This window comes from Microbacterium cucumeris (assembly GCF_058349845.2).
Map to the genome: position 1 here is coordinate 402,666 of NZ_JBYRIZ020000004.1, position 24,259 is coordinate 426,924.

Here is a 24,259-nt window from a genome sequence, read left to right on the forward strand (position 1 = left end):
GCCTTCTCGTTCGTTGAGCGAGCGGAGCGAGTCGAAACGGGGTGACCGTCCCCAGTAACTCGCGCGTTTCGACTCCTCGCTCCACGAGCGGGTAAGGCCGAGCGCATGGCGCGTCAGCCGCGGAGCGCCTCGCTCACCACGGCTCGTGCCTCCTCCTGCACCTGCGCGAGGTGCTCGGGGCCCCGCAGGCTCTCGGCGTACAGCTTGTAGACGTCCTCGGTGCCGGAGGGGCGAGCCGCGAACCATGCGTGCTCGGTCTGCACCTTGAGACCGCCGATCGCGGCACCGTTCCCCGGCGCATGGGAGAGCTTCGCGGTGATCGGCTCTCCGGCCAAGGTCCCGGCGGTCACGGCATCCGGAGTCAGCCGGCCCAGCGTCGCCTTCTCGTCGGGCGTCGCCGGAGCGTCCACGCGCCGATAAGCGGACGCGCCGAACGCCTCCTCCAGCTCGCGATAGCGCTCCGACGGCGTCTTCCCGGTCACGGCGATCATCTCGGCCGCGAGCAGGCAGAGCAGGATGCCGTCCTTGTCGGTCGACCAGACCGAGCCGTCCTCGCGCAGGAACGAAGCGCCGGCGGACTCCTCGCCCCCGAACGCGACCGTCCCGTCGAGCAGCCCCGGCACGAACCACTTGAACCCGACCGGCACCTCGAGCAGGCGCCGGCCGAGGGATTCCGCCACCCGGTCGATGATCATGGACGACACGAGCGTCTTGCCGATCGCGGCATCCCGGGGCCACTGCGACCGGTGCGAGAACAGGTAGTCGATCGCGACGGCGAGATAGTGGTTCGGGTTCATCAGCCCCGCGTCCGGAGTCACGATGCCGTGGCGGTCGGCATCCGCGTCGTTGCCCGTGAGCACGTCGAAGTCGCCGCGGCGCGCCACCAGTGAGGCCATCGCCGAGGGCGAGGACGGATCCATCCGGATCTTCTCGTCCCAGTCCAGCGTCATGAACCGCCACGTCGGGTCGACCTCGGGGTTCACGACCGTGAGGTCGAGGTCGTAGACCTCCTTGATGAGCGCCCAGTAGTCCACTGACGCACCGCCGAGCGGGTCGGCGCCGATGCGCACGCCGGCGCGCTTGATGGCCTCGACGTCGATGATCGACTCGAGGTCGCGGACGTACGCGTCGCGGAAGTCGTAGCTGGGCAGCGCATCCCAGTCGATGTCGGCGAAGCTCTCCTTCTTCACGCCCTCCAGCCCCGCTTCGAGCAGGGCGTTCGCTCGGTCGGCGATCCAGCCGGTGGCGTCGGTGTCGGCGGGGCCGCCGTGCGGAGGGTTGTACTTGAAGCCGCCGTCGCGGGGAGGGTTGTGCGACGGGGTGACGACGATGCCGTCCGCCTGACCGGTGACTTCCGAGTTCGTGCGGCGGTTGTGGGTGAGGATCGCGTGACTCAGGGCGGGCGTCGGCACCCAGGAGTCGCGGGCGTCCACGCGGAGGTCGACGCCGTTCGCCACGAGCACCTCGATCGCCGTGCGCTCGGCGGGAAGGGACAGGGCGTGGGTGTCGCGGCCGAGGAACAGCGGGCCTGTGATGCCCTGCGCCGTGCGGTAGTCGACGATGGCCTGCGTGGTGGCGAGGATGTGGTTCTCGTTGAAGCTGCCGGACAGGGCGGAGCCGCGGTGGCCGCTCGTCCCGAAGGCGACCCGCTGCGTCGGATCGGAGGGATCCGGGTGGCGGTCGTAGTACGCGGCGATCAGCGCGTCGACGTCGATGAGGTCACTTTCCTCCGCGGGGAGGCCGGCTCGGCTCGTCATAGGACCAGTCTGCCCCCAACCGTGCGGCCGTGCACGTTCGTGTCGGTGACGGGAGGGCTAAGGTGAAACGCGTGACTGAACGGCGCACCTACAGCTATCTCGGACCAGCCGGCACCTTCACCGAGGCGGCGCTCGATCAGGTGGCCGAGGCGCGAGGTCAGGACTGGCGGGCCGTGCACAACGTCGGCGAGGCGCTCGCCGACGTGCTCGAGGGGCGCAGCCACGCCGCCATGATCGCGATCGAGAACTCGATCGAGGGCGGCGTCTCCACGACGCAGGACGCGCTTGCTACCCTCCCAGGACTCCGCATCATCGGGGAGTACCTGGTCCGGGTGAACTTCGTGCTGGTGGCTCCGCCGGGGACCAAGCTCGAGGACGTCAGCGTGATCGCCGCGCATCCGGTCGCGTACGCCCAGTGCCACGGCTGGCTCGGCGAGAATCTGCCGAAGCACTCGCACGTGCCGGCCGCCAGCAACGTCGCGTCCGCGATCGGGGTGCTGGACGGCTCGAGCCCTGCGCAGGCGGCGATCGCCGCACCGGGCATCGTGCAGCACTACGACGTCGAAGTGCTCGCTGAGGGCATCGGCGACAACCAGCAGGCCGTGACGCGGTTCGTGCTCGTGACCCGGACGACCCTGCCGCCCTCGCCCACGGGGGCGGACAAGACCTCGCTCATCGTCGAGCTGCCGCACGACCACCCCGGCTCGCTGCTCGAGATGCTCGAGCAGTTCTCGACGCGCGGCATCAACCTGTCGCTGATCGAGTCGCGTCCGATCGGCGATGAGCTGGGCCGCTATCGCTTCGTGATCGACGCCGACGGGCACGTGCAGGATGAGCGCATGGCGGACGCTCTGCTCGGCATCCGCCGGTTCAGTCCGCGCGTGGTGTTCCTCGGCTCCTATCCGCGTGCGGATCGCCAGATCGTCCAGTACCCGGACCGCTACTCCGACGACGTGTTCGTCGAGGCGCGCGACTGGCTGCGCGGACTGCTGTCCGGCGAGCCCGAGACATAAGTCCTGCCGAGCGTCCCGCCGGGCCGAGAGGCTTCGGCGCGAGGATGGCGCGAGCGCCCCGGAGATCGCGCGTCAGTGCTCCTGGAACCGCGGCCAGGCGCTTCCCGGCGGCATGTGCGAGTGCAGCGCCCCCTTGGCGGACTCCAGGCTGGGATACGTCCCCGTCGCGGCATCCGCTCCGGCCATGACGACGACGTAGCCGTCGTCCTCGTGACGGATGCTTCCGCATACGCCGTTCGTCCCGTAGGCGACCCAGAGGGCACGAGTCTTCGTGGTGCTCATGCGAACTCCCTTCCGATGATCCCGACCGTACGCCTCCCGGGCGCGTGGCACCAGACCGCATCGGCTCAGGGGCGGGGGATCAGCGGGCGCGTCATAGCGCGGCGGCGACGAGCTCCAGCGTCAGAGCGCGGCCGGCCGCGGCATCCATCGGCTCGGAGGCATAAGCGCCCGCCACAGGGGAGAGCATGACCTCGTCGACACCGTGGGTCGCGGCGAACGCGCGCACCTCGGCGGCCACGGACTCGCCCGTGCCGACGAACCAGCGCTCACGGGCGGCACTGACGACCTGATCGGTCGCGGGATCGGATGCCGCGGAGGCGGCCTCGTCGACCGTCTCGAGCGCGTTCAGCGGCTTGTTCAGGCGCAGACGCGCCATCATCCGGAGCTGGGGGAGGGCGCGGGCTTCCGCCTCCTCCTGGGTGGGAGCGGCGACGGCGTTCACCGTGAGGAACGTCTTCGGCTCGGGGTGCGCCTCACTCGGCCGGTAGCCGGAGCGGTACAGGTCGAGGGCGCGTTCGAGACCCTGGCCCGAGAAGTGGTTCGCGAAGACATATGGCAGGCCCTGCGCGGCGGCCAGCTGCGCGGAGTAGTCGCTCGATCCGAGCAGCCACACCTCGGGTACGCCCGTCGCCGCCGGCGTCGAGCGCACGGTGTACTCGCCGCCGGACGTGAACTGCACCTGCGCGCCCTCGCCCGACAGCAGCAGCGTGATGTCCTGCACGTGTCTCGGGAACTGCTCGACGTCGCTCGTCGTGCCGGATCCGCGCAGAAGCTGTGTGATGACGGGGTCGCTGCCCGGGGCGCGGCCGAGCCCGAGGTCGATCCGACCCGGCGCGATGGCCTCGAGAGCGGCGAACTGCTCGGCGACGATGAGAGGTGCGTGATTGGGGAGCATGACGCCGCCCGAGCCGAGACGCATGCGCGACGTGCGGGTGGCCGCGGCCGCGATGAGCACCGGCGGAGTCGTCGACGCCACGGCCGGCATGTTGTGGTGCTCGGCGAACCAGTAGCGGCGGTAGCCGAGACGATCCGCGGTGGCCGCCAGCGAGAGGGAGGCCGCGATCGCCTCCGCACTGGTCTGCCCGGTGCGGACGGGGACGAGGTCGAGGACGGAGAGGGCGGGTGCTGCGGAAGTCATCCCCGGATGCAACCGAGGCATGGCGGAAGTCATTCCCGGCGTCAGCCGGGGAACTCCTCGAGGAGGCGGACGACCTCGCCATCGGACACCTGGGCGAAATCGACGTAGTGCATGCCGACCGCCATGAAGGCCTCTGGTGTGATCAGGCAGACGACCTCGTCGGCCTCGGGGACGTGCGCGACGGCGTCCTGCGGGGCGACCGGGACCGCGAGGACGACGCGCCGGGCGCCCCGCGCGCGGGCGATCGCGCATCCGGCCCGTGCCGTCGCGCCCGTCGCCAGGCCGTCGTCGACGACGATGACGGTCCGGCCGTCCAGCTCCGGTGCCGGGCGACCTCGCCGCAGGAGGTCGATGCGGCGCTCGACCTCGGCCTCTTCGCGTCGGACGGCGGCGTGCACGGCGGACTCGGTGACGCCCGCCATGGCGATGACGTCCTCGTTCCGGACCATTGCACCGTCCTCACCGACCGCTCCCATCGCGACCTCCTCGTGTCCGGGCACCCCGAGCTTGCGCACCACGAGGACGTCCAGGTCGGCATCCAGAGCGCGGGCCACCTCGGCGGCCACCGGGACGCCGCCGCGCGGAAGCCCGAGCACGACCGGGCGCTCCTCTTGGTGGTCGCGGAGTTTCGCGGCGAGCCGGCGGCCGGCGTCGTGACGATCAGCGAATCGCATGGGTTCTCCTCTCCTCCGGCTTACGCCGGGAGAGGCCGCCGGTCAACCCTCTGCGGTGTCGGCGCGGAGCTCGTCGCGCAGGCTGGCGTTCTCGTCCTCCAGCTCGAGCACCCGGCGGATTCCGGCGAGATTGACACCGGCGTCACGCAGGTCGGTGACGCGCCGCAGACGAGCCATGTCGTCGTCGCTGTACCGGCGAGTGCCTCCATCGCTGCGGGACGGCGTGAGCAGTCCCTTCGCCTCGAACTGCCGCAGCGTCGCCTGAGGGACGCCGGCGAGCTCGGCGGCGACGGCGATGCCGTACAGCGGTGTGCGGGAGTCCCTGTTCGTCATGCTGAAAATTTCCTTATCAGAACTTGCAGATCATCTCGAATCGATCTATAACAAAGTTACAGCACGGGTTGCAGATTATCTGCAGCGCGGCTGAGTCATCGAAGACGAAAGGAGAACGCTCATGGCAATGACAATCGATCCCTTCAGTCAGCTCGACCGGTTCGCAGCGGCCGTGCTCGACTCCGCGAGGTCACCGCGCGTGATGCCGGTCGACCTCTTCCGCGACGGCGACCGCTACGTCCTTTGCGCGGACCTGCCCGGAGTCGATCCCGGTTCGATCGACGTGGATGTCGACGGCGGCCAGCTGTCGATCCGCGCGCAGCGCACCGGAGACACCCGTGACGGTGTCCGCTGGATCGCGCGCGAGCGCACGGCCGGGACCTACCTCCGCCAGTTCACGCTCGGGGACGGTGTCGATCTGGATCAGATCAGCGCCTCGTACGAGAGCGGTGTGCTGTCGGTCATCATCCCTGTCAGCGAACGCGCGAAGCCGCGCAAGATCGCGGTGGAGTCCCTCGACCAGCGCCGCGCCGTCACGGCGTGATCCGGGGGACGTGAGCACGTCCGTCCCCTCGCCGATGAGGGATGCCGGGGTGTCCATGGCGGTGCACCCGGCATCCCTCCGGGATCAGATCTCCCAGATCAGACCTCCCAGATCAGAAAGGAGAGCCATCATGGCCGTTTCCCCCGCACTCGATGCCTTCCTCGCGAACATGGAGTACCCCGCGACGAAGGATGATCTCCTGCGGGAGGCTGCACGCGATGGGCTCAGCCCCAGCGATCGCGCGGTGCTGGACACGCTGCCGGATCAGAGCTTCAGCGCTCGCTGGCACATCCGCTATCGCCTCGCGCACCCCCGCACGGGTGCACCGGTGGCGGGCGCACTCGTCGCCGGCTGAACCGGACGGATGCCGCGGGCGACGGCGATCCGGACGATAACCTGACCGCATGGATGCCGAGCTGTTCTACGTCCTCGTCGGCGCGATCTCCGTGGCGGCCTTCGCCCGATGGCGGGGGTGGCCGGCACCACTGCTCGTGACGGTCGTGGCGCTCGCGGCATCCTTCCTGCCGTTCGTGCCGGAGCTGGAGATCGACGGGCACGTGCTGCTGAACCTCGTGCTGCCGCCGCTGCTGTACTCGGCGGCGCTGGACGTCTCTTTCGTGGGGTTCAAGCGGAGCCTCCCGCAGATCCGTCGGCTCGGCATCTGGCTGGTGCTCATCACCGCGCTCGCGGTGGGACTCGTGGCGTGGCTGATCTTCCCGTCGCTCACGCTTCCCGGCGCGCTGCTGCTCGGGGCGATCGTGGCGCCGCCGGACGCCGTGTCCGCGGCCGCGATCGGCCGGAAGCTCGGCCTGCCGCGCCGGGTCATGACGGTGCTGTCGGGCGAGAGCCTGATCAACGACGCCACGTCGCTGACGCTGTATCGCGTGTTCGCGGCGATCGTCGCGGGTGCGACGCTCACGGTGTGGGATGGGGTCTGGCAGTTCATCGTCGCCGTGGTCGTCGGCGTCGTGATCGGCCTCGTCTTCGGCATCCTGCTGCACCAGCTGCGCATCCGGCTGGACGACCCGGTCGTGATCGGGACGTTCGGACTGCTCGTGCCCTTCGGCGCGTACGCGATCGCGGAGCACCTGGGCGGCTCGGGCGTGCTGGCCGTCGTCGCGATGGGACTGTACGTCGGTTACAACGCCCCGCGCACGGATTACACGACCCGGCAGCAGGAGGCGCCGCTGTGGCTGTCCGCTGACTTCCTGCTGGAGAGTTTCGTGTTCGCCTATATCGGACTGCAGCTGCCGCGGGTCCTCAGCGATCTCGAGCGCGAGTCGGTGGGGGAGATCCTCGTGCTGTCCGGCGTGGTGCTCCTCGTCGTGCTCGTGGTGCGGCCCGCATACATCTATCCGGCGCACGCGTGGGCGATGTGGATGCAGCGGATGCGGTTGCGCCGGTGGGAGAGGGCGGTCGCGTCCGGGGAATGGGAGCGCCGCGAACGGATGGAGCAGGAGCGTCGGGAGCGTTTCGCGGCGAAGCATCCGGAGCGGGCGGCGGCCGGCAGGCAGAGGCGGCGCCCGACGACCGAGGAGATGCGCGCCCGCTTCACCGAGCCGGCGCTGGACCGGAAGGACAATGCGGTCATCTCGTGGGCAGGCATGCGCGGCGTGGTGACGCTGGCGACCGCGCTCGCCGCGGCGGATCTCGCGGAGCTGGATGCCGAGGCGTCGCACGCGATCGTCGTGGTGGCGTTCGTCGTGACGGTCGGGACGCTGCTTCTGCAGGGGCTGACGCTGCCGGTGCTGATCAGGCGGCTCGGAGTCGCGTCCGATGCGGACCGGGTGGAGGATGCCGAGGCGCTCGCCGCCGTGCGTGCGCGGACGAAGCAGGCCGGGACCGAGTTCATCGCGCACAAGCGGGCGGTGTGGGAGCAGAAGTACGGGGCGTCGGATCTCGCGATCTTCGATGCTTTCGCGCAGCGCATGACGAAGATCGAGAAGGACACCGATCAGGCGCAGGAGACCGAGGAGGCGGTGAGCCGCCCGTCGTACGAGGACCTGGTCGCGCTGTCAAAGGGGTGGCTGCACGTGCGGCGCGAGATCCTGCTGGAGGAGCGGGATGCCGGCACGCTGGACGAGGAGCTCATGCGCGAGCTGATCACCGCGATGGATGCCGAGGAGCTGGCGCTGGACACGCGCGGCGCCACCCGGCCGCAGTCCCGCGCGTAGTCGCCCTCGATTGACGAGCCCCCGTCGTATTCGCGTGGATACGACGGGGTCTCGTTGCCATGACGGGGTCAGTCCGGCGTCCTCTCCTTCCCCGTTCGTTGAGCTTCCCCCCCCCGTTCGTTGAGCGAGCGGAGCGAGTCGAAACGCGGTTCCCTGCGGGTCTCGTCGGTGACCGCGTTTCGACTCGGTCGGCTGCGCCGTCCTCGCTCGACGAGCGGCGGGTGGGTGCCGTCGTCCCCTTTCTCCGTTCGTTGAGCGAGCGGAGCGAGGGACGCCGTCTTCCCCTTTCCCCCGTTCGTTGAGCGAGCGGAGCGAGTCGAAACGCGGTTCCCTGCGGGTCTCGACGGTGACCGCGTTTCGACTCGGTCGGCTGCGCCGTCCTCGCTCAACGAGCGGCGGGTGGGTGCCGTCGTCCCCTTTCTCCGTTCGTTGAGCGAGCGGAGCGAGGGACGCCGTCTTCCCCTTTCCCCCGTTCGTTGAGCGAGCGGAGCGAGTCGAAACGCGGTTCCCTGCGGGTCTCGTCGGTGACCGCGTTTCGACTCGGTCGGCTGCGCCGTCCTCGCTCGACGAGCGGAGGGTTCGACGAGCGAGGGACGGGCGAAGGCGTCAGCGGGTGCCGGCCGGCTCCGCCGCAGCATCCTGCTCGGGAGCATCCGCCTCGTCGCCCGAGTCGTCCGCGAACGGAAGGCCCTCGCGCGGCGCGTTGTAGAGGTCCTCGTCGAGGATGCCCTCGCGCTTGGCGACGATCGTCGGGACCAGGGCCTGGCCCGCGACGTTGACCGCGGTGCGGCCCATGTCGAGGATCGGGTCGATCGCGAGGAGAAGTCCAACGCCCTCGAGCGGCAGGCCGAGCGTCGACAGCGTCAGGGTGAGCATGACGACGGCGCCGGTCGTGCCGGCGGTCGCGGCCGAGCCGAACACCGACACGATGACGATGAGCAGGTACTGGACGAAGTCCAGCTGGATGCCGAAGAACTGCGCGACGAAGATCGCGGCGATCGCCGGATAGATCGCGGCGCAGCCGTCCATCTTCGTCGTCGCGCCGAGAGGCACTGCAAACGACGCGTAGGAGGAGGGCACGCCGAGGTTGCGCTCGGTGACGCGCTCGGTCAGGGGCAGGGTGCCGATGGAGGAGCGGCTGACGAACGCCAGCTGCACCGCGGGCCAGACGCCCGAGAAGTACTGCTTGATCGACAGCTTGTGCGACTTGATCAGCACCGGGTACACGACGAACAGCACGATCGCGAGTCCGAGGTAGATGGCGCCGGCGAACCATCCGAGTCCGATGAGCTTGTCCCACCCGTACTCGATGACGGCGGCGCCGATGAGGCCGAAGGTGCCGATCGGGGCGATGCGGATGATCCACCACAGCACGCGCTGGATCACCTTGAGCAGCGACTCGGTGAAGACGAGGAAGGGCTCGGCCTTCTTGCCGGCCTTGAGGGCCGCGATGCCGACGACGACGGCGACGACGATGATCTGCAGGATGTTGAAGCTGATGCCCGTCGTGGCGTCGCCGGTCTCGAGGTCGACGGACGTGCTCGCGCCGAGGCCGAGGAAGTTCTGCGGGATGAGCCCCAGCAGGAAGTTCCACCACGTGCCGACCGTGTACGGGTCGCCGGGTTCGAGTCCCTCACCGGCGCGGGAGCCCGGCTGGATGACGAGTCCGAGGACGATCGCGATGGTCACGGCGATGAAGGCGGTGATGCAGAACCAGAGGATGGTCTGGCCGGCGAGACGCGCGGCGTTCTGGACGCGGCGCAGGTTCGAGATGCTCGCCACGATCGCGGTGAAGATGAGGGGGACCACGGCGGCGCGCAGCAGCGTCACGTACGAGCTGCCGATCGTGTCGAGCGTGGCGGCGAGGGCGTTGGCGCTGCCGTCCTCGTTCGGACCGATCTGGCGGCCGATGAGTCCGGCGACGATGCCGAGGACGAGGGCCGCGATGATCTGGAAGCCGAACGATGTCAGCAGCTTCCGGATGGGGCTGCGGGTGTCTGGCGCCTTCTGGGCGCGGGCAGTGGTGCTCATGAGACTCCAATACGGGGCGCGCCGATGCGCGCCGATGGGAGTCAACGCTAGGACTGTCAGCCCATTCCCAGGGTGGATATGACGAACGGTGACGGATGCCGCGGCATCCGTCACCGTTCGAAAGAGTTCTACTCCGCCGGAGCGGCGCAGGTCTGGACAGCCTCGGTCATCGTGGTCTGGACGAGGTTGAAGGCGTCTTGGGAGGTCTGCTCATCCTTGCCCTCGGCGAGGTTGGCGAGGTCCTGGTCGGAGATCTCGGAGTCGAGGAGCTCGCCGGAGATGCAGTCGACCTGGTCGGGAGTGAGCTGGGCGTCCTCACCGTCACCGACGGTCAGACCCTGGTCCTCCAGGATCGTCGTGATCCCCTCGCTCAGTTCTTCGGTGGAGGGACGTTCCGCGGCCGGAGCTCCGCACGCGGCGAGGGAGAACGCCAGTGCCGCGATCGGCACGGCGGAGAGAAGGCGGGTGCGCAGTTTCCGGTCGGTGTTCATGGAACCACGGTAGCGCGTTCTCAGCTGATCGATAGGGGGACGTGCATGGGGAGAGGTGCCCAGGGCGGGAGGTCAGGCGGTGCGGCGCGAGGGGGTGGCGCCCCTGCCGAACATGTCGACCGTCACGCCGTCGAGGAGGTCGCCGGGCGTCGTCCGGAGGGCGTCCGCGATCTTGAGGAGAGTCAGGATGCTGAGCATCGACCGGCCCGATTCGTAGCTGCGGATGTTCGACGAGTCGATCTCGCTGAGCACCGCGAGCTGGTCCTGAGTGAGCCCGCGCCGTTTGCGTTCGGCCGCGATCCGGGCGCCGATGTGGGCTGCTGCGGGCGAGGGCGTAAGGGGCACCCATCAAGCGTGGTCGGCGCCGGTAGCGAGTGCCAGGGTGGGCGTCCCCGGGTACTTGTACACTCTCGCTTGTGGGTAGGGAACGAGTGGCCGTCGAGCGGCTGGTCAAGCCGCGGCGGCGGAGCGTGGCCGATGCCACCACCGCCGGGTACTTTCGCCCGGTAGCGGAAACGCGGAGATCCTCTCGTTCGCATATGCGCGCACACGCGTTCTCGCCGTCGGCCGAGGACCGGAAGGCATGACCAACCCCGAGAACGGCCGTCAGATCGTGAAGTCGCGACACCGCGTCAAGGCATATGGCGAGGTGTTCACGCCACGCTCGATGGTCGATCAGATGCTCGATCTCGTCAGCGATGAGCTCGAGTCCGGTGCCGATTTCGTCGACAAGACTTTCCTGGAACCGGCTGCCGGGGATGGCAACTTCCTCATCGCCATCCTGCAGCGCAAGCTCGCCGTGATCGAGAGCCGTTTCACCCGCTCGGTCTGGCCGCGCGAGACCCTCTTCGCGCTCGCGTCGATCTACGCGATCGAGCTGCTCGAGGACAACCACAGGGATGCGCAGAGCGCGCTCATCAATGAGTTCGTGCGCTTTCACGACTCGCATGGCATCTCCTGCGGCCCCCGCACAGATCTCCACCGAGCAGCGGTGTTCCTGATCGACACGAACATCCGCCGCGGCAACACGTTGACCGGTCGAAACCCGGAAGGTGAGGACATCGAGTTCTCGTGGTGGACACGCCAAGCGAGCGACCCATCGGTGGTCCTGCGGGAGCCGTTCACCTTCAACTCGCTGCGAAGCGCCGATGCCTTCGACTTCAACGAGTACGAGTCGTTCGAGCTGTGCCCGATCCGCCAAGTTCATAGGAAGACGACTGTTCATGCCTAGTCCGACGATCAGCACCTTCCGCGAGATCACACCGCAGATCTACTCGTGGAGCACGCCGGATGTTCCCAAGTACGCCGGGTGGGAGAAGATCGGCTACACGGAGCAGGAAGGCGGTGCTGAGGCACGCGTCGCTCAGCAGGCGTCGCAGCTCTCGATCACCAAGAAGATCGAATGGGTGTTCAACGCCGCCTACATGACGCCCGGGGGCGGTTGGTTCACGGACCACGACTTCCATGCCTATCTCAGGCAGCAGGGCATCGAACGCGACGGTGTTCCGGCGTCGCCGGAACGGCCGAAGCGCACGGAATGGCACCGCTTCGACGGAGCACCGAAGTCGTCGCGGCAGTACCTGCTCGATTTCGTTTCCGGCTCGTTCGCGATCGAGATGCAGAGCGACGCGAAGGAGGACTACGCGCTGCGGCCTGAGCAGAAGGCAGCCGGCGATCAGGCGCTGGTGGCCTTCCGCGATGGCAAGGCGGATGTGCTGTGGAACGCCAAGCCGCGGTTCGGCAAGACGCTCACCACCTACGACCTCATGCGCAGGCTCGAGGCTCGTCGCGTGCTCATCGTGACGAACCGTCCGGCGATCGCGAACTCGTGGCTCGACGACTTCGACCGCTTCATCGGGCATCAGACGACGTATCGATTCGTCTCCGAATCACCGTCGTTGAACGGGCGCCCCACGATGACGAGACAGCAGTGGTCGTCGTATGCCTCGCACACCAGCGACGAGGATCCGCGCATCGTCGAGTTCCTCTCGCTGCAGGACCTCAAGGGCTCGGTCTATTTCGGTGGCAGTCACGAGAAGCTCAAGCACATCGCGCAGTTCGACTGGGACCTGCTCGTCATCGACGAGGCTCATGAGGGCGTCGACACGACGAAGACCGACGTCGCCTTCGAGCAGATCAGGCGCAAGTGGACACTCCACCTGTCGGGCACGCCGTTCAAGGCTCTCGCCGCCGGCAAGTTCGGTCAGGACCAGATCTTCAACTGGACCTACGAGGACGAGCAGGCCGCACGCGCCGGATGGGTTGATCCCGAACAGGAGAACCCCTACGAGTCACTGCCCACGCTCAACCTGCTCACATACCAGGTCTCGCGGATGATCAGTGATCGTCTGGCCGAGGGCGTCGCGATCGCCGAGGACGAGGCGAACATCGACTACGCCTTCGACCTCGGAGAGTTCTTCCGCACGAAGGACAACGGATTCTTCGAGCACGAAGCCGATGTCCAGGCATTCCTCGACCGGCTGTCCGTGAACGAGAAGTACCCGTTCTCGACGCCGGAACTGCGCGACGAGATCCGACACTCCTTCTGGTTGCTCGATCGGGTCGCATCGGCGAAGGCCCTGCAGCGCCTGCTGAACAAGCATCCGGTCTTCAAGGACTACACAGTCGTCCTCGCGGCCGGCGACGGACGTGGCGCAGATGACGACAGTGATTTCGTGCAGTCGAAGGCGTCGCTCGACAAGGTGCGCGAAGCCATCGCCGCTGCCGAGAAGACCGGCGGCAGGACGATCACGCTCTCGGTCGGCCAGCTCACCACGGGTGTCACTGTGCCCGAGTGGACGGCGGTCGTCATGCTGTCGAACGTCACCTCGCCGGCGCTGTACATGCAGGCGGCCTTCCGTGCGCAGAACCCCTGCACGTTCGAGCGCGGCGGACGGGTCTTCCAGAAGAGGAACGCGTACGTGTTCGACTTCGCACCCGAGCGTACGCTCACGATCTTCGACGAGTTCGCGAACAATCTCCGCCCGAATCCGTCGGGTGACGAAGGCGTGCGCCGCGAGAACATCCGGACACTCCTGAACTTCTTCCCCGTGATCGGCGAGGACGCCGAGGGGCGCATGGTCGAGCTCGACGCCGCGCAGGTGCTCACCTTCCCGAAGGTGTTCAAGGCACGCGAGGTCGTGCGGCGCGGCTTCCTGTCGAATCTGCTCTTCGCCAATGTCGCGGGGATCTTCCGATACTCGGAGCATGTCAAGAAGATCCTCGACAAGCTCCCGACCGCCGAACAGGGCAAGCTCAAGAAGAAGGAACTGGACCTCCCGGAACCGTTGCCGAACGTCGACGGCGACGGCAACGCAGAGGTCGACCTCGAGACAGTCATCAATCCGAAGGTCGCCGAGCTCGGCACTCCCGTCTGGCGCACCGACGACATCCCCACGACGGATCCGGACGCCCCCACGGCCGAAGTGGTGATGAAGCTCGCGAAGCTCGTGACGGAGAAGGCGCGCGACACTCGCGAGAAGCTTCAGGTCGAGTACGGGCTGACCAAGAAGCAGGTCGAGCGCGACGAGAAGGCCACCGAGGCAGAGGTCGCGCGCAGGTTCGAGCGCGTGCGCATCGAGCACGAGATCGCGTCCAAGCACCTCGCTGATGAGCTGGCCGAAGCGCCCACCGAGGCCGACGCAGCCGTGATCGCCGTGAAGAAGACCGAGCAGGAGAAGGCCTTCCACGAGAGCGTCGCTGCGATTCTGATGGAGACCACCGAGTCGATCACAAAGACCGTCGTCGAACGCGAGGAGAAGAAGAAGGAGCAGAAGCGCGCCGACCAGACCATGGACGATGCACGCTCGCATCTGCGCGGCTTCGCCCGCACCATCCCGATGTTCCTCATGGCGTATGGCGACCGGGGCATCCGCCTGTCGAACTTCGACGATTACACGCCCGACGACGTCTTCGAAGAGATCACCGGGATCAGCGAGGCGGAGTTCCGTCTGCTGCGCGACGGCCAGGAGGTCATGGAGGATGACGGCACGGTCACCAAGATCCCCGGGCTCTTCGACGAGTCGGTGTTCGACCAGTCGATCCAGGAGTTCCTGGACAAGAAGGAGGCTCTGGCGGACTATTTCGACGACGCGCAGACCGAGAACATCTTCGCCTACATCCCCCAGCAGAAGACCTCGCTCGTCTTCACGCCGCAGCCGGTCGTGAAGAGGATGGTGGACATTCTCGAGAGGGAGAACCCCGGGATCTTCGAAGACCCCGAGAAGACGTTCGCCGATCTCTTCTCCACGGCGGGCCTGTTTCTCATGGAGCTGGTGCGCCGTCTGGACGTCGGGCTCGCAGGTCGGATTCCGGACAAGAGCGAGCGGTTGAGGCACATCCTCACCTCGCAGGTGTTCGAGATGAGCCATAACGAGATCCTCCATAGGATCACCCTTGAAGCCGTCTCCGGAGGGGTTGCCGAGCGCAAGAACTGGCTCGAAGAGTCAGGCCATTTCCGGGTGGGCAACCTCGCGAAGATGACCGGCGAAGAACGAACGAGGACGATCGAAGACATGCTGACGGAAGGCGACTGACCATGGGTAAGAAGTTCGATGTCGTGATCGGCAACCCTCCCTACCAGGAGGAGGCGCAGGGGGACGGAACACGAGACACGCCGGTCTACCACCAATTCATGGACGCCGCCTATGAAGTGGGGCGCAAGGCGGTGCTCATCACGCCGGCACGATTCCTCTTCAACGCCGGATTCACGCCGAAGGCGTGGAACGAGAAGATGTTGGCGGACAGGCATCTGAGCGTTCCGCACTATGTGCCCAACAGCAACGACCTGTTCCCCGGCACGGACATCAAGGGCGGGATCGCGGTCACGTACTGGGACGAAGAACGTGACGACGAGCCGATCGACACCTTCACCAGCTATCCCGAACTCAACGAGATCCTCCACAAGGTCAATGCGGCTCACGAACCGTCGATCGCCCCAGCCATCACGAGCTCACGGTCGTTCCGCTACACGGACGCGCTGTACGACCAGCATCCGGAAGCGCGAGCGCTTCGTCCCGATGGCAACGCAGCACTGGTGAACACGAACGCGTTCGAGCAGTTCTCGTTCCTCTATCACCCGGACCGGCCTCACGATGGGCAGGATTACGTGCGGGTGCTTGGCCTGATCAAGAACCGCCGCCTCTCACGCTGGATTCGCAAGGACTACATCACCGGCCCTGCGAGCTTCAACAAGTTCAAGGTCGTCGTCACAGCTGCTAACGGCTCTGGTGCACTCGGCGAGGTGCTCTCGAGCCCATTCGTAGCGGAGCCTGAAGTCGCAGTAACCCAGACGTTCATCACGATCGGGGCCTTCGACGACGAGGCGTATGCACAGGCCTGCCTCAAGTATGTGAAGACCAAGTTCGCGCGCGCCATGCTCGGCATCCTCAAGATCACCCAGCACAATCCGGCGAAGGTCTGGAAGCACGTCCCGCTCCAGGACTTCACTGAGACGTCCGACATCGACTGGACCACGTCGATCCCCGAGATCGATCAGCAGCTGTACGTGAAGTACGGGCTTGACGAGTCCGAGATCGAGTTCATCGAGTCGCACGTCAAACCGATGGCTTGATGCCGGACGGGGCCTGATTCCGCACGGCGATGCCGAAGATCCATCGACCGACGAAGATGCTCGCACAAGGTCCCCTATAGCCTGATCGTGTCCGTGAAACAGGGGGGCGCGAAACGATGGCGTGGGGTTGGAACCCGGAATCGATCGAGGCGATCATGACGAGCGTCGCGGCCGTGGCCGCTGTCGCCGCCGGCGTCTACGCCTACCGGGCGTATCGGGCCGAGAGCGAGGGGCGCGACATGGCGCGCCGGTCGCACGAGACGACCGAGAAGGCGTATCAGGCGGACCGGGAGCGGGAACGCCGCGAGATCGAGGACCGCACGCGCGCGCAGGCGGAGCTGGTGTCTGCCTGGGCGATCGTGAACGACGACGACGAGCCGACGGCGGAGATCTGCATCCAGAACCTGTCTGCCGCGCCGGTCTACTCCGTCTCGCTCGGTCTGTTCGCGCACCCCGACGAGTGCAACTACGCCGGGTGGGTCCGTGTTCTACCTCCCACGGCGCACGAACCGCATCGCCCGGATCTCAAGAAGCCCGCGGTGGATGCCTGGCGCGCACGCGGTCCGAGGTACGGTCGGTGGCCGACGCCGATGGTCGAGTTCACCTTCCACGACGCCGCGGGGCGCTGGTGGCTGCGTGACGAGCACGGAGTGCTCACCGAGATCGACAAGGCCGACCGGTTCCGGTACGGCAAGAATGCAGACGTTATCGTTTCGTGATCGAACAACGGGCTCACGAGGCTCGAAAGAAGCTCTCAATGTCGGAGGCCTTCGTCATCATGAACTATGGCACTTTTCAGCGAGGTTGCGGCCCTGATCCCCACGTTGCGTGGGCATCTCGCGCCGGGCGCCTGCGCTGACGACGTGCAGGCGACGATCTCCGCGATGACGGATGCCGAGATCGTCGCGGTCATCGAAGAAGCCGTCGGCATCGCGGCTCAGGTCGAGCAGCTGAAGCTCGTCGCCGTCGGCATCGCCGCGAGCCGATCGACCCGCGACCAGGGGCACGCCGGCCTCGCTCAATCGCGCGGGCGCCGCTCCGCCGTGGACCTAGTGCAGAGCATCACGGGCTCGACGAAGGGCGAGGCTGCGCGCGAGGTGCGCGTCGGACTCGCGCTGATGGAGGAGCCCGAGGCCGCGCCGACGGATTCTGAGAATGCCGTCGCTCCGGTGCCTGCCGTGCCGTGGCACGAACCGCTGCGCGCGGCCCTCCAGGAACAGGCGATCACATCGGCCCAGTTCGACGTCATCCGCGGCGGTCTGGGTGAGCCGCCGGTGGCGGAGGCCGACGCCGCCGTTATGCGCGAAGCGTGGTCCTGCGCTGCCGAGCAGCTCATCGCCGAAGCCCCCGACCGCACCGTCGAAGAGCTGCGCGCGGCCGCCCGGGCGCTGCGGGACCTGCTCGACCCCGACGGCGCGGCCGCGCGTTTCGCAGCACAGTACGAGGCGCGCTCGCTGCGCACGTATCGCGACTCGCTCGGGCGCCGCCGCGGAGACATCGTGTTCGACGAGGAGAGCGGTGCGTTCTTCGACGCGATCATGGCCTCCGCCCTGCGACCGCGACGCGGTGGTCCGCGTTTCGTCGACCCCGAAGAAAAGGCACAGGCGGCTTCGCTCATCGATGACCCGCGGTCGAATGACCAGCTCGCGTTCGACCTGCTCATGGACGTCGTGCGCGCGGGTGTCCTCGCGGAGGCCGAGGCGGTGTTCGGCACCCGGCAAGCCGGAGTCCGGCTCGTCCAGGTGGTCGACAGTGCCGGTGCTCCGGCTCCCACGGCGCATACCGAGGACGGATTGACGGTCCTGCCCTCCGCGACCGCCGAGCAACGCATCTGCGAGAGCGGAGCGACCCTCGTCACGCTCGACGGGCAGGGCAACCCTCTCGACGTCGGCCGGGAGCATCGGCTGTTCACCCCCGCGCAACGCGTCGCGCTCGCGATCCGCGACGGAGGATGCCGCTGGCACGGCTGCGACCGCCCCGCGTCATACTGCGAAGCGCACCACATCGACGAATGGTCCAGTGGTGGGCGCACCGACATCGACCGCGGCATCCTGCTGTGCCGCTACCACCACATGACTTTGCACCACGGCCGATGGCGGATCACCCGCGAGCGCAAGGATGACTTCGTCCTCCACCATCCCGATGGGGATCGTCATGTCCTGAAACCGCGAGCCGTTCTGCTCTACGCCTGGGGCGGGATCGGGATCGATCCGCCGCCGAAACGCTTCCGCCCGGCCGCGTGATCCCGGGGGATCGGTGGATGGTTCGTGCGCGAGTACGTCCGGCCGGAGTGCGGACCGGCGGATCGTTGGGTATGCCGGTCCGCAGGTCTGGCCGGACGCTCCGCCGCGGTCGGCGGGGTGGTGCCGTGTGTGTGCACGTCCGGCCGGGTACCGCTCGCAGCGGGCAGCGGGCAGCGGGCAGCGGGCAGCAGGGCAGCGGGTGGCGCCGTACTTGTGCCCGGCCAGAGTGCGGACTGCGGATCGGCGGGGTGTGGTCGTGCGTCTGCATGTCTACCGGCGTGCGCACCGGGAATGGGTGGGGTGGCGCGGTGCGGTGCCCGTGCTTGGCCGCCCAGATGCTCGCACGAGGATCTGTGGAGTGGCTCCGTGCGTATGCACGTCCCGCGAGAAGTCCGCGCTGGAGGACCGGGGGGGCGGTCGCGGAAGCATTCATCCGCAGCCCCCGCATCCGCGCCACGCCCCGCGACCTATGCCAGCACGAGCAAGTCGCCCACCTCGCACTCCAACGCGTCGCAGATCGCGCGCAGGGTCGAATATCGGATCGCCCGCGCCCGATCGTTCTTCAGCACCGACAGGTTCACGATCGAGACGCCCACGCGCGCGCTCAGCTCCGTCAGCGTCATCCCGCGCGAAGCGAGCAGCTCATCGAGCCGGCAGTGGATGCCCGTGAACTCGTCATCGGAATCGGCCGGAGTCATACCAGCCCCTCCGTGTCCTTCTGCAACGCAGCTCCGCGGCGGAACGCGTAGGCGATCAGAGTCAGCGCTGCGAAGATCGCGAACCCCAACCAGTAGCTCAGCGGCGTCGAGCCGCCCACCTCGCCCAACCCGACGGCCGAGCGCACCGACCTTCCGATCGCGGAGTCGAGCAGGTAGCAGGTCGTCGTGCCCAGCAGCGTGATCGCGGCCATCGACGTCAGCATCCGAACGGCGCGGCGCGAGAACGTGCGTCCGCGGGACACCTCGAGAGACAGCACGACGTAGCAGCAGATGACGGCGATGCCCGCGATCGCCGCCACCCCGACCGTCGCGACGATGAGAGCGCTCAGACCGGCCCCGGCACCCGGCACCGACACGATCCCCTGCGTCACCTGCAGGGATGCCCCGGACGGCGCCGGGGGCGCGTCGTAGCTCTCCGGAATCGGGATCTCCCACACCAGCCCATCCTCGCCGAACGCGATCGCGAGCCTCGTCACCGCGAGAGACACGATCGCCGCAACGGCGAGAACCGCGACGACGCCGGTCCACACCGCGTTCGCACCCAGCGGCGTGCGCTCCTCGGAGTTCATACCAACCCCTCCGTCTCCCGCTCGAGCATCTCCTTCTGTGCCTGAAGCCGCATCCCCTCACGGAACACTGCCGCCAGTGCCAGCAATCCGAGCGCGCCGACGAACGGCAACGGCGTCACCGTCAGCCGGTATCCCGTCGGGTACCACTCCGACCCGGGGTCGAACACCTCGCGCAGCGCCGCCGTCGCCGCGATGCTGCCCAGAAGGTCGGACGCGACGCCGAGCACGAGCACCGCCACCGCGCCGATCGTCAGCGCTCTCGTGACCGTACGGGAGAACGGGCGACCGCGCAGCGTCTGGAAGCAGATCGCGGCCAGCATCGCGCCGGGCAGAGCGATCATCGCCGTCGCGCACAACTGCGCCGCGGCCGCCAGCACGCGAAGCCCGAGCGACGCACCACCGACCGTGAACGACGACAGCTCCGAACCGCTGCACGTCAGCATCCCGGCCGCCCCGAACTCCGCACAGGGCAGATCCGAGGGCCACTCGAGCCCGACCGACGTGGCACCGTCGAGCTCCGCCCAGTCGCTGGTGAAGATCTTCACGACGGTGAGCACCATGCCGACCGCCGACAGCATCACCCACCAGCCGGAGATCACCAGCCCGGCGTCCAGCGCGACCGTCCTGCTGCCGCGACGGCGACTCCGCCACACCGCTACGCCGACGATCGCGGCGATCACCGCGAGAACGAGCGCGATCCATCCGAGCGAACTCCAAAGATCCCCGCTGAACGAGATCATCAGACCAGCCCCTCCGTGTCCTTCTGCAGATCCGCACCGCGGCGGAAGACGATGACCAGCACCCCGACCGCGATCGCGGCGATGTAGAGCGGGATGCCGTCGCGGAACAGGAGCCACCGACCGTCACCGAAGTCCCCGCCGAGAGCGGCGAAGACGCCGTTCAGACCCATGTTCTCGAACCACGGCCCCAGGAGCCCTGCCAGCATCAGACTCATCGAGACGGCGAACGTCAGCCCGCTGTTGACGCGATCGAACACCACGCCGCGCAGCAGCCGCAGGCAGACCATCACGCTCAGCGTCGCCGCGGCGATCAGGCAGAGCGAACGCAGCATGATCGCCACCACCAGGCTGACGACGCTGATCGTGTTGACGTCGGTCGCGGTGAGCGTCGCCGTCTCGACGACCGCGGGCGTTCCCGGGCCGATCAGCGCCGTGTACTCCTGGGCGGGCACCCGCGTCGAGACCGTCACGGCCCCAGGGGTGCCGAACAGGACGAGGATGCGCTGCACGGCGTCGAAGGAGAGGAGCCCCACCGCGACCGCGCCGACGATGACGCCGGTGATGAGGTCGTTGCGATCTCGGCGCACCTGCGTCGACGGATCCCTGCCCACCACGGTCACACCAGCCCTTCCGTCTCGCGCTGCATGCGCCGCCCGATGTCGAACGCGCCGGCGATCAAGGCGAGCGCGAGGCCCCAGCCGAGCGGGGCGAGATCGAGCTCAGCCAGGAAGGTCCAGAGCGTGTCCAGGACTTCCGGAGAGGATGCCGCGAGCTCATCGACCAGGACGGCGCGGCCGAACGCGCCGAAGACCTGTCCCAGCATCCCACCCAGCATCACGAGGATCGCCGCCGCTCCGATCGCCCACGTCATGCTGCGGTGGAAGGGGCGGGCGCGTATCAGAGAGATGCCCAGCCACCACGCCACGAGGCAGACGCCGATCGTGGCCAGCGCGGGGAGTGCCCCTTCGAGGAAGAGGAGCCAGCGCACCCCCTGCGACGCCTCATCGAGAGTCAGAAGCACGGACGAGTACTCGGCGTCCGCGATCCCCGCCACATCGACGTACGCGGACGCGGGGGCATCATGCAGGGGCATCCGCACGATCGGCTCGGCGCCGAAGCGGTCGATCGCGCTCATCACGATCGAGACCGCGGCTGCCACGGCGACACTGATGGACCCGGTGGCGATGAGTCCGAGCGCGAATCCGTCGCCTCGCGACGGCCGGGGGATCGTCATGCTGTCTCCTTATCGATAGTCGTTGTTATCGATGTTCGTTAACATAACGACAGTCGATAAGGAGTGTCAAGGGGGCGGCCGTGCGGGGTATGCCGACGGCGAACACGGGCATACCTCCACGCCTGCGTGGTTACTCTCGATGTACAAGCTTCGCCACGTGCGAACCACGCGAACCACGTGCGAACCAAGGAGTGAACATGTTCGAGAGATTCACGGACCGAGCCCGTCGAGTGGTCGTCCTCGCCCAGGAAGAGGCGAAGATGCTCAACCACAACTACATCGGCACCGAGCACATCCTGCTCGGCCTCATTCACGAGGGTGAGGGCGTCGCAGCCAAGGCGCTGGAGTCGCTCGGCATCTCCCTCGACGCCGTGCGCGAGCAGGTGCAGGACATCATCGGCCAGGGTCAGCAGCAGCCGACCGGCCACATCCCCTTCACCCCCCGCGCCAAGAAGGTCCTCGAGCTGAGCCTGCGCGAGGCGCTGCAGCTCGGCCACAACTACATCGGCACCGAGCACATCCTGCTCGGCCTCATCCGCGAGGGCGAGGGCGTCGCCGCTCAGGTGCTCGTCAAGCTCGGCGCCGACCTGAACAAGGTCCGCCAGCAGGTCATCCAGCTGCTCTCCGGCGCCCCCGGCCGCGAGCCGGCCGCCGTCGGCGCGCAGACCCACGAGACCCAGTCGGGTGCGCAGGGCGGCTCGCAGGTGCTCGACCAGTTCGGGCGCAACCTCACGCAGGCCGCGCGCGACAACAAGCTCGACCCCGTCATCGGGCGCGAGAAGGAGATCGAGCGGGTCATGCAGATCCTGTCCCGCCGCTCCAAGAACAACCCCGTGCTGATCGGTGAGCCCGGCGTCGGCAAGACCGCCGTCGTCGAGGGCCTCGCCCAGGCGATCGTGAAGGGCGACGTCCCCGAGACGCTGAAGGACAAGCAGCTGTACTCGCTCGACCTCGGCTCGCTCATCGCCGGCTCCCGCTACCGCGGAGACTTCGAGGAGCGCCTGAAGAAGGTCACCAAGGAGATCCGCACCCGCGGCGACATCATCGTCTTCATCGACGAGATCCACACCCTCGTGGGTGCCGGTGCCGCCGAGGGCGCCATCGACGCGGCCAGCATCCTCAAGCCGCTGCTGGCGCGCGGCGAGCTCCAGACGATCGGCGCGACCACGCTGGACGAGTACCGCAAGCACTTCGAGAAGGATGCCGCGCTCGAGCGCCGCTTCCAGCCGATCCAGGTGCAGGAGCCGAGCCTCCCGCACGCGATCAACATCCTCAAGGGCCTGCGCGACCGCTACGAGGCGCACCACAAGGTGCAGATCACGGATGGCGCGATCGTCGCCGCTGCGAACCTCGCCGACCGGTACGTCTCGGACCGCTTCCTGCCGGACAAGGCCATCGATCTGATCGATGAGGCCGGCGCGCGCCTGCGCCTGAGCATCCTGTCGTCCCCGCCGGAGCTGCGGGAGTTCGACGACAAGATCGCCAAGGTGCGCGAGCAGAAGGAAGCCGCCTCCGAGGAGCAGGACTTCGAGAAGGCCGCGGCACTGCGCGACGAGGAGAAGGGGCTGCTCGCCGAGCGGCTGCGCCTCGAGAAGCAGTGGCGTTCGGGCGATGTCGCCACCCAGGCGGTCGTCGACGAGGGCCTGATCGCCGAGGTGCTCGCGCAGGCCACCGGCATCCCGGTGTTCAAGCTGACCGAGGAGGAGTCCAGCCGGCTCGTCTTCATGGAGAAGGCGCTGCACCAGCGCGTCATCGGGCAGGAGGAGGCCATCGCGGCCCTGTCCCGCACGATCCGTCGTCAGCGCGCGGGCCTCAAGGACCCCAAGCGTCCCTCCGGCTCGTTCATCTTCGCCGGCCCGACCGGCGTCGGAAAGACCGAGCTCGCCAAGGCCCTCGCGGAGTTCCTGTTCGACGACGAGGCCGCGCTGATCTCGCTCGACATGAGCGAGTTCGGCGAGAAGCACACCGTCTCGCGGCTGTTCGGTGCCCCTCCCGGGTTCGTCGGCTTCGAGGAGGGCGGCCAGCTCACCGAGAAGGTGCGGCGCAAGCCGTTCAGCGTGGTCCTCTTCGACGAGATCGAGAAGGCGCACCCGGACATCTTCAACTCGCTGCTGCAGATCCTCGAAGAGGGACGCCTCACGGACGGTCAGGGTCGGATCGTGGACTTCAAGAACACGGTCATCATCATGACCACGAACCTCGGATCGTCCGCGATCGCCGGGGGACCGGTCGGCTTCCAGATCGAGGGCAACACGCAGACCAGCTACGAGCGGATGAAGGGCAAGGTCGACGAGGAGCTCAAGCGGCACTTCAAGCCCGAGTTCCTCAACCGCGTCGACGACGTCATCGTCTTCCCGCAGCTGTCGAAGGAAGAGCTGGTGCAGATCGTGGATCTGTTCACCAAGCGTCTCGGCGACCGCCTGCTGGATCGCGACATGACGGTCGAGCTGACGCAGACCGCCAAGGAGCGCCTCATCGAGGTCGGATTCGACCCGGCGCTCGGCGCCCGGCCGCTGCGCCGCGCCATGCAGCGGGAGATCGAGGACCAGCTGTCCGAGAAGATCCTGCACGGCGAGCTCAACGCCGGTGACCACGTCACCGTGGACGCCGCCGACGGCAAGTTCCTGTTCGAGACCCGCCCCCGCGGCGAGAAGGTCTCGGTCGGGATCAACACCGGCGGTGCGATCTCCGCGACGCCGGACCTGGCGGCCACGGGCACGGACTGACCCGTACGACGAAGGGGCG

The 24,259-nt window shown here is 67.7% G+C and carries 23 protein-coding genes; 10 read left to right on the plus strand and 13 right to left on the minus strand.

Annotated features, from left to right (window positions below; translation table 11 throughout):
* Positions 1 to 113: 113 nt before the first annotated feature.
* Positions 114 to 1,757: a phosphoglucomutase (alpha-D-glucose-1,6-bisphosphate-dependent) gene (gene pgm, locus AC3RXZ_RS13520; RefSeq protein WP_491494338.1), complete on the minus strand. Its 1,644-nt coding sequence runs from the start codon at positions 1,755 to 1,757 to the stop codon at positions 114 to 116.
* Between the two features lie 62 nt (positions 1,758 to 1,819).
* On the opposite strand from pgm, the gene pheA reads away from it, so the two are divergent.
* Positions 1,820 to 2,770 carry a prephenate dehydratase gene (pheA, locus tag AC3RXZ_RS13525; RefSeq protein ID WP_491494339.1) on the plus strand — a complete coding sequence of 317 codons (951 nt, stop codon included), beginning with the start codon at positions 1,820 to 1,822 and terminating at the stop codon, positions 2,768 to 2,770.
* A gap of 72 nt (positions 2,771 to 2,842) precedes the next feature.
* On the opposite strand, the gene AC3RXZ_RS13530 is transcribed toward pheA, so the two are convergent.
* The 4 genes from AC3RXZ_RS13530 to AC3RXZ_RS13545 all read right to left on the minus strand — a co-directional run bounded on the left by AC3RXZ_RS13530 (position 2,843) and on the right by AC3RXZ_RS13545 (position 5,197).
* Complete coding sequence (locus AC3RXZ_RS13530) at positions 2,843 to 3,052, minus strand: methyltransferase (RefSeq protein WP_243229601.1); 210 nt, start codon at positions 3,050 to 3,052, stop codon at positions 2,843 to 2,845.
* Between the two features lie 91 nt (positions 3,053 to 3,143).
* Positions 3,144 to 4,190 (minus strand): LLM class flavin-dependent oxidoreductase, encoded by a 1,047-nt coding sequence (locus tag AC3RXZ_RS13535; RefSeq protein WP_491494340.1) that lies wholly within the window; start codon positions 4,188 to 4,190, stop codon positions 3,144 to 3,146.
* 41 nt (positions 4,191 to 4,231) lie between these two features.
* The gene (locus AC3RXZ_RS13540; RefSeq protein WP_491494341.1) at positions 4,232 to 4,864 is read right to left on the minus strand and encodes a phosphoribosyltransferase; all 633 of its coding nucleotides are present in this window, start codon (positions 4,862 to 4,864) and stop codon (positions 4,232 to 4,234) included.
* Between the two features lie 42 nt (positions 4,865 to 4,906).
* Complete coding sequence (locus AC3RXZ_RS13545; protein WP_243229604.1) at positions 4,907 to 5,197, minus strand: MerR family transcriptional regulator; 291 nt, start codon at positions 5,195 to 5,197, stop codon at positions 4,907 to 4,909.
* Positions 5,198 to 5,318: 121 nt separating this feature from the next.
* Here AC3RXZ_RS13545 and AC3RXZ_RS13550 point away from each other — a divergent pair, with 121 nt between their 5' ends.
* The 3 genes from AC3RXZ_RS13550 to AC3RXZ_RS13560 all read left to right on the plus strand — a co-directional run bounded on the left by AC3RXZ_RS13550 (position 5,319) and on the right by AC3RXZ_RS13560 (position 7,915).
* A complete protein-coding gene (locus AC3RXZ_RS13550) occupies positions 5,319 to 5,741 on the plus strand; it encodes an Hsp20/alpha crystallin family protein (protein ID WP_243229605.1) in 423 nt (140 codons plus the stop codon).
* A 130-nt stretch (positions 5,742 to 5,871) separates the two neighbouring features.
* Positions 5,872 to 6,096: a DUF2795 domain-containing protein gene (locus tag AC3RXZ_RS13555; protein WP_491494342.1), complete on the plus strand. Its 225-nt coding sequence runs from the start codon at positions 5,872 to 5,874 to the stop codon at positions 6,094 to 6,096.
* Positions 6,097 to 6,145: 49 nt separating this feature from the next.
* Positions 6,146 to 7,915: a cation:proton antiporter gene (locus AC3RXZ_RS13560; protein ID WP_491494343.1), complete on the plus strand. Its 1,770-nt coding sequence runs from the start codon at positions 6,146 to 6,148 to the stop codon at positions 7,913 to 7,915.
* A gap of 606 nt (positions 7,916 to 8,521) precedes the next feature.
* Here the strand turns inward: AC3RXZ_RS13560 and AC3RXZ_RS13565 are convergent.
* The 3 genes from AC3RXZ_RS13565 to AC3RXZ_RS13575 form a co-directional block, all read right to left on the minus strand.
* Positions 8,522 to 9,946 carry a dicarboxylate/amino acid:cation symporter gene (locus AC3RXZ_RS13565; RefSeq protein ID WP_243229608.1) on the minus strand — a complete coding sequence of 475 codons (1,425 nt, stop codon included), beginning with the start codon at positions 9,944 to 9,946 and terminating at the stop codon, positions 8,522 to 8,524.
* 128 nt (positions 9,947 to 10,074) lie between these two features.
* Positions 10,075 to 10,437: a hypothetical protein gene (locus AC3RXZ_RS13570; protein ID WP_243229609.1), complete on the minus strand. Its 363-nt coding sequence runs from the start codon at positions 10,435 to 10,437 to the stop codon at positions 10,075 to 10,077.
* A gap of 72 nt (positions 10,438 to 10,509) precedes the next feature.
* Positions 10,510 to 10,782, minus strand: a complete 273-nt coding sequence (locus tag AC3RXZ_RS13575; RefSeq protein WP_491494344.1) for a helix-turn-helix domain-containing protein — start codon at positions 10,780 to 10,782, stop codon at positions 10,510 to 10,512.
* Positions 10,783 to 11,020: 238 nt separating this feature from the next.
* Here AC3RXZ_RS13575 and AC3RXZ_RS13580 point away from each other — a divergent pair, with 238 nt between their 5' ends.
* The 5 genes from AC3RXZ_RS13580 to AC3RXZ_RS13600 all read left to right on the plus strand — a co-directional run bounded on the left by AC3RXZ_RS13580 (position 11,021) and on the right by AC3RXZ_RS13600 (position 18,252).
* Complete coding sequence (locus tag AC3RXZ_RS13580) at positions 11,021 to 11,668, plus strand: DNA methyltransferase family protein (RefSeq protein ID WP_491494345.1); 648 nt, start codon at positions 11,021 to 11,023, stop codon at positions 11,666 to 11,668.
* Positions 11,661 to 14,972 carry a DEAD/DEAH box helicase gene (locus AC3RXZ_RS13585; RefSeq protein ID WP_491494346.1) on the plus strand — a complete coding sequence of 1,104 codons (3,312 nt, stop codon included), beginning with the start codon at positions 11,661 to 11,663 and terminating at the stop codon, positions 14,970 to 14,972. The genes AC3RXZ_RS13580 and AC3RXZ_RS13585 overlap by 8 nt, the downstream gene beginning before the upstream one ends.
* Before the next feature lie 2 nt (positions 14,973 to 14,974).
* Positions 14,975 to 16,009 carry an Eco57I restriction-modification methylase domain-containing protein gene (locus tag AC3RXZ_RS13590; protein ID WP_491494347.1) on the plus strand — a complete coding sequence of 345 codons (1,035 nt, stop codon included), beginning with the start codon at positions 14,975 to 14,977 and terminating at the stop codon, positions 16,007 to 16,009.
* Positions 16,010 to 16,125: 116 nt separating this feature from the next.
* Entirely contained in the window at positions 16,126 to 16,728 is a 603-nt protein-coding gene (locus tag AC3RXZ_RS13595) for a hypothetical protein (protein WP_498265590.1), read from the plus strand.
* Between the two features lie 66 nt (positions 16,729 to 16,794).
* Positions 16,795 to 18,252: an HNH endonuclease signature motif containing protein gene (locus AC3RXZ_RS13600; protein ID WP_491494349.1), complete on the plus strand. Its 1,458-nt coding sequence runs from the start codon at positions 16,795 to 16,797 to the stop codon at positions 18,250 to 18,252.
* A 467-nt stretch (positions 18,253 to 18,719) separates the two neighbouring features.
* Here AC3RXZ_RS13600 and AC3RXZ_RS13605 read toward each other — a convergent pair whose 3' ends face one another.
* The 5 genes from AC3RXZ_RS13605 to AC3RXZ_RS13625 are packed head-to-tail and all read right to left on the minus strand — an operon-like array spanning position 18,720 to position 21,514.
* Positions 18,720 to 18,950 (minus strand): helix-turn-helix domain-containing protein, encoded by a 231-nt coding sequence (locus AC3RXZ_RS13605; RefSeq protein WP_243229612.1) that lies wholly within the window; start codon positions 18,948 to 18,950, stop codon positions 18,720 to 18,722.
* Positions 18,947 to 19,540 (minus strand): hypothetical protein, encoded by a 594-nt coding sequence (locus AC3RXZ_RS13610; RefSeq protein WP_243229613.1) that lies wholly within the window; start codon positions 19,538 to 19,540, stop codon positions 18,947 to 18,949. Before AC3RXZ_RS13610 ends, AC3RXZ_RS13605 begins: the two co-directional genes overlap by 4 nt.
* On the minus strand, positions 19,537 to 20,280 hold the full coding sequence (locus AC3RXZ_RS13615; protein ID WP_491494350.1) for a hypothetical protein: 744 nt from the start codon (positions 20,278 to 20,280) through the stop codon (positions 19,537 to 19,539). Before AC3RXZ_RS13615 ends, AC3RXZ_RS13610 begins: the two co-directional genes overlap by 4 nt.
* On the minus strand, positions 20,280 to 20,900 hold the full coding sequence (locus AC3RXZ_RS13620; protein ID WP_491494351.1) for a hypothetical protein: 621 nt from the start codon (positions 20,898 to 20,900) through the stop codon (positions 20,280 to 20,282). The genes AC3RXZ_RS13615 and AC3RXZ_RS13620 overlap by 1 nt, the downstream gene beginning before the upstream one ends.
* Positions 20,897 to 21,514, minus strand: coding sequence for a hypothetical protein (locus AC3RXZ_RS13625; RefSeq protein ID WP_491494352.1), 618 nt, complete (start codon positions 21,512 to 21,514; stop codon positions 20,897 to 20,899). Before AC3RXZ_RS13625 ends, AC3RXZ_RS13620 begins: the two co-directional genes overlap by 4 nt.
* A gap of 197 nt (positions 21,515 to 21,711) precedes the next feature.
* Here AC3RXZ_RS13625 and AC3RXZ_RS13630 point away from each other — a divergent pair, with 197 nt between their 5' ends.
* A complete protein-coding gene (locus tag AC3RXZ_RS13630; protein ID WP_243229617.1) occupies positions 21,712 to 24,240 on the plus strand; it encodes an ATP-dependent Clp protease ATP-binding subunit in 2,529 nt (842 codons plus the stop codon).
* Positions 24,241 to 24,259 lie beyond the last annotated feature (19 nt).

Excerpts from the sequence above, each read along its gene's own strand:
- pgm (WP_491494338.1), bottom strand. The coding sequence starts at position 1,757 with ATGACGAGCCGAGCCGGCCTCCCCGCGGAGGAAAGTGACCTCATCGAC.
- AC3RXZ_RS13530 (WP_243229601.1), bottom strand. The coding sequence starts at position 3,052 with ATGAGCACCACGAAGACTCGTGCCCTCTGGGTCGCCTACGGGACGAAC.
- AC3RXZ_RS13535 (WP_491494340.1), bottom strand. The coding sequence starts at position 4,190 with ATGACTTCCGCAGCACCCGCCCTCTCCGTCCTCGACCTCGTCCCCGTC.
- AC3RXZ_RS13540 (WP_491494341.1), bottom strand. The coding sequence starts at position 4,864 with ATGCGATTCGCTGATCGTCACGACGCCGGCCGCCGGCTCGCCGCGAAA.
- AC3RXZ_RS13545 (WP_243229604.1), bottom strand. The coding sequence starts at position 5,197 with ATGACGAACAGGGACTCCCGCACACCGCTGTACGGCATCGCCGTCGCC.
- AC3RXZ_RS13550 (WP_243229605.1), top strand. The coding sequence starts at position 5,319 with ATGGCAATGACAATCGATCCCTTCAGTCAGCTCGACCGGTTCGCAGCG.
- AC3RXZ_RS13555 (WP_491494342.1), top strand. The coding sequence starts at position 5,872 with ATGGCCGTTTCCCCCGCACTCGATGCCTTCCTCGCGAACATGGAGTAC.
- AC3RXZ_RS13560 (WP_491494343.1), top strand. The coding sequence starts at position 6,146 with ATGGATGCCGAGCTGTTCTACGTCCTCGTCGGCGCGATCTCCGTGGCG.
- AC3RXZ_RS13565 (WP_243229608.1), bottom strand. The coding sequence starts at position 9,946 with ATGAGCACCACTGCCCGCGCCCAGAAGGCGCCAGACACCCGCAGCCCC.
- AC3RXZ_RS13570 (WP_243229609.1), bottom strand. The coding sequence starts at position 10,437 with ATGAACACCGACCGGAAACTGCGCACCCGCCTTCTCTCCGCCGTGCCG.
- AC3RXZ_RS13580 (WP_491494345.1), top strand. The coding sequence starts at position 11,021 with ATGACCAACCCCGAGAACGGCCGTCAGATCGTGAAGTCGCGACACCGC.
- AC3RXZ_RS13585 (WP_491494346.1), top strand. The coding sequence starts at position 11,661 with ATGCCTAGTCCGACGATCAGCACCTTCCGCGAGATCACACCGCAGATC.
- AC3RXZ_RS13590 (WP_491494347.1), top strand. The coding sequence starts at position 14,975 with ATGGGTAAGAAGTTCGATGTCGTGATCGGCAACCCTCCCTACCAGGAG.
- AC3RXZ_RS13595 (WP_498265590.1), top strand. The coding sequence starts at position 16,126 with ATGGCGTGGGGTTGGAACCCGGAATCGATCGAGGCGATCATGACGAGC.
- AC3RXZ_RS13600 (WP_491494349.1), top strand. The coding sequence starts at position 16,795 with ATGGCACTTTTCAGCGAGGTTGCGGCCCTGATCCCCACGTTGCGTGGG.
- AC3RXZ_RS13605 (WP_243229612.1), bottom strand. The coding sequence starts at position 18,950 with ATGACTCCGGCCGATTCCGATGACGAGTTCACGGGCATCCACTGCCGG.
- AC3RXZ_RS13610 (WP_243229613.1), bottom strand. The coding sequence starts at position 19,540 with ATGAACTCCGAGGAGCGCACGCCGCTGGGTGCGAACGCGGTGTGGACC.
- AC3RXZ_RS13615 (WP_491494350.1), bottom strand. The coding sequence starts at position 20,280 with ATGATCTCGTTCAGCGGGGATCTTTGGAGTTCGCTCGGATGGATCGCG.
- AC3RXZ_RS13625 (WP_491494352.1), bottom strand. The coding sequence starts at position 21,514 with ATGACGATCCCCCGGCCGTCGCGAGGCGACGGATTCGCGCTCGGACTC.
- AC3RXZ_RS13630 (WP_243229617.1), top strand. The coding sequence starts at position 21,712 with ATGTTCGAGAGATTCACGGACCGAGCCCGTCGAGTGGTCGTCCTCGCC.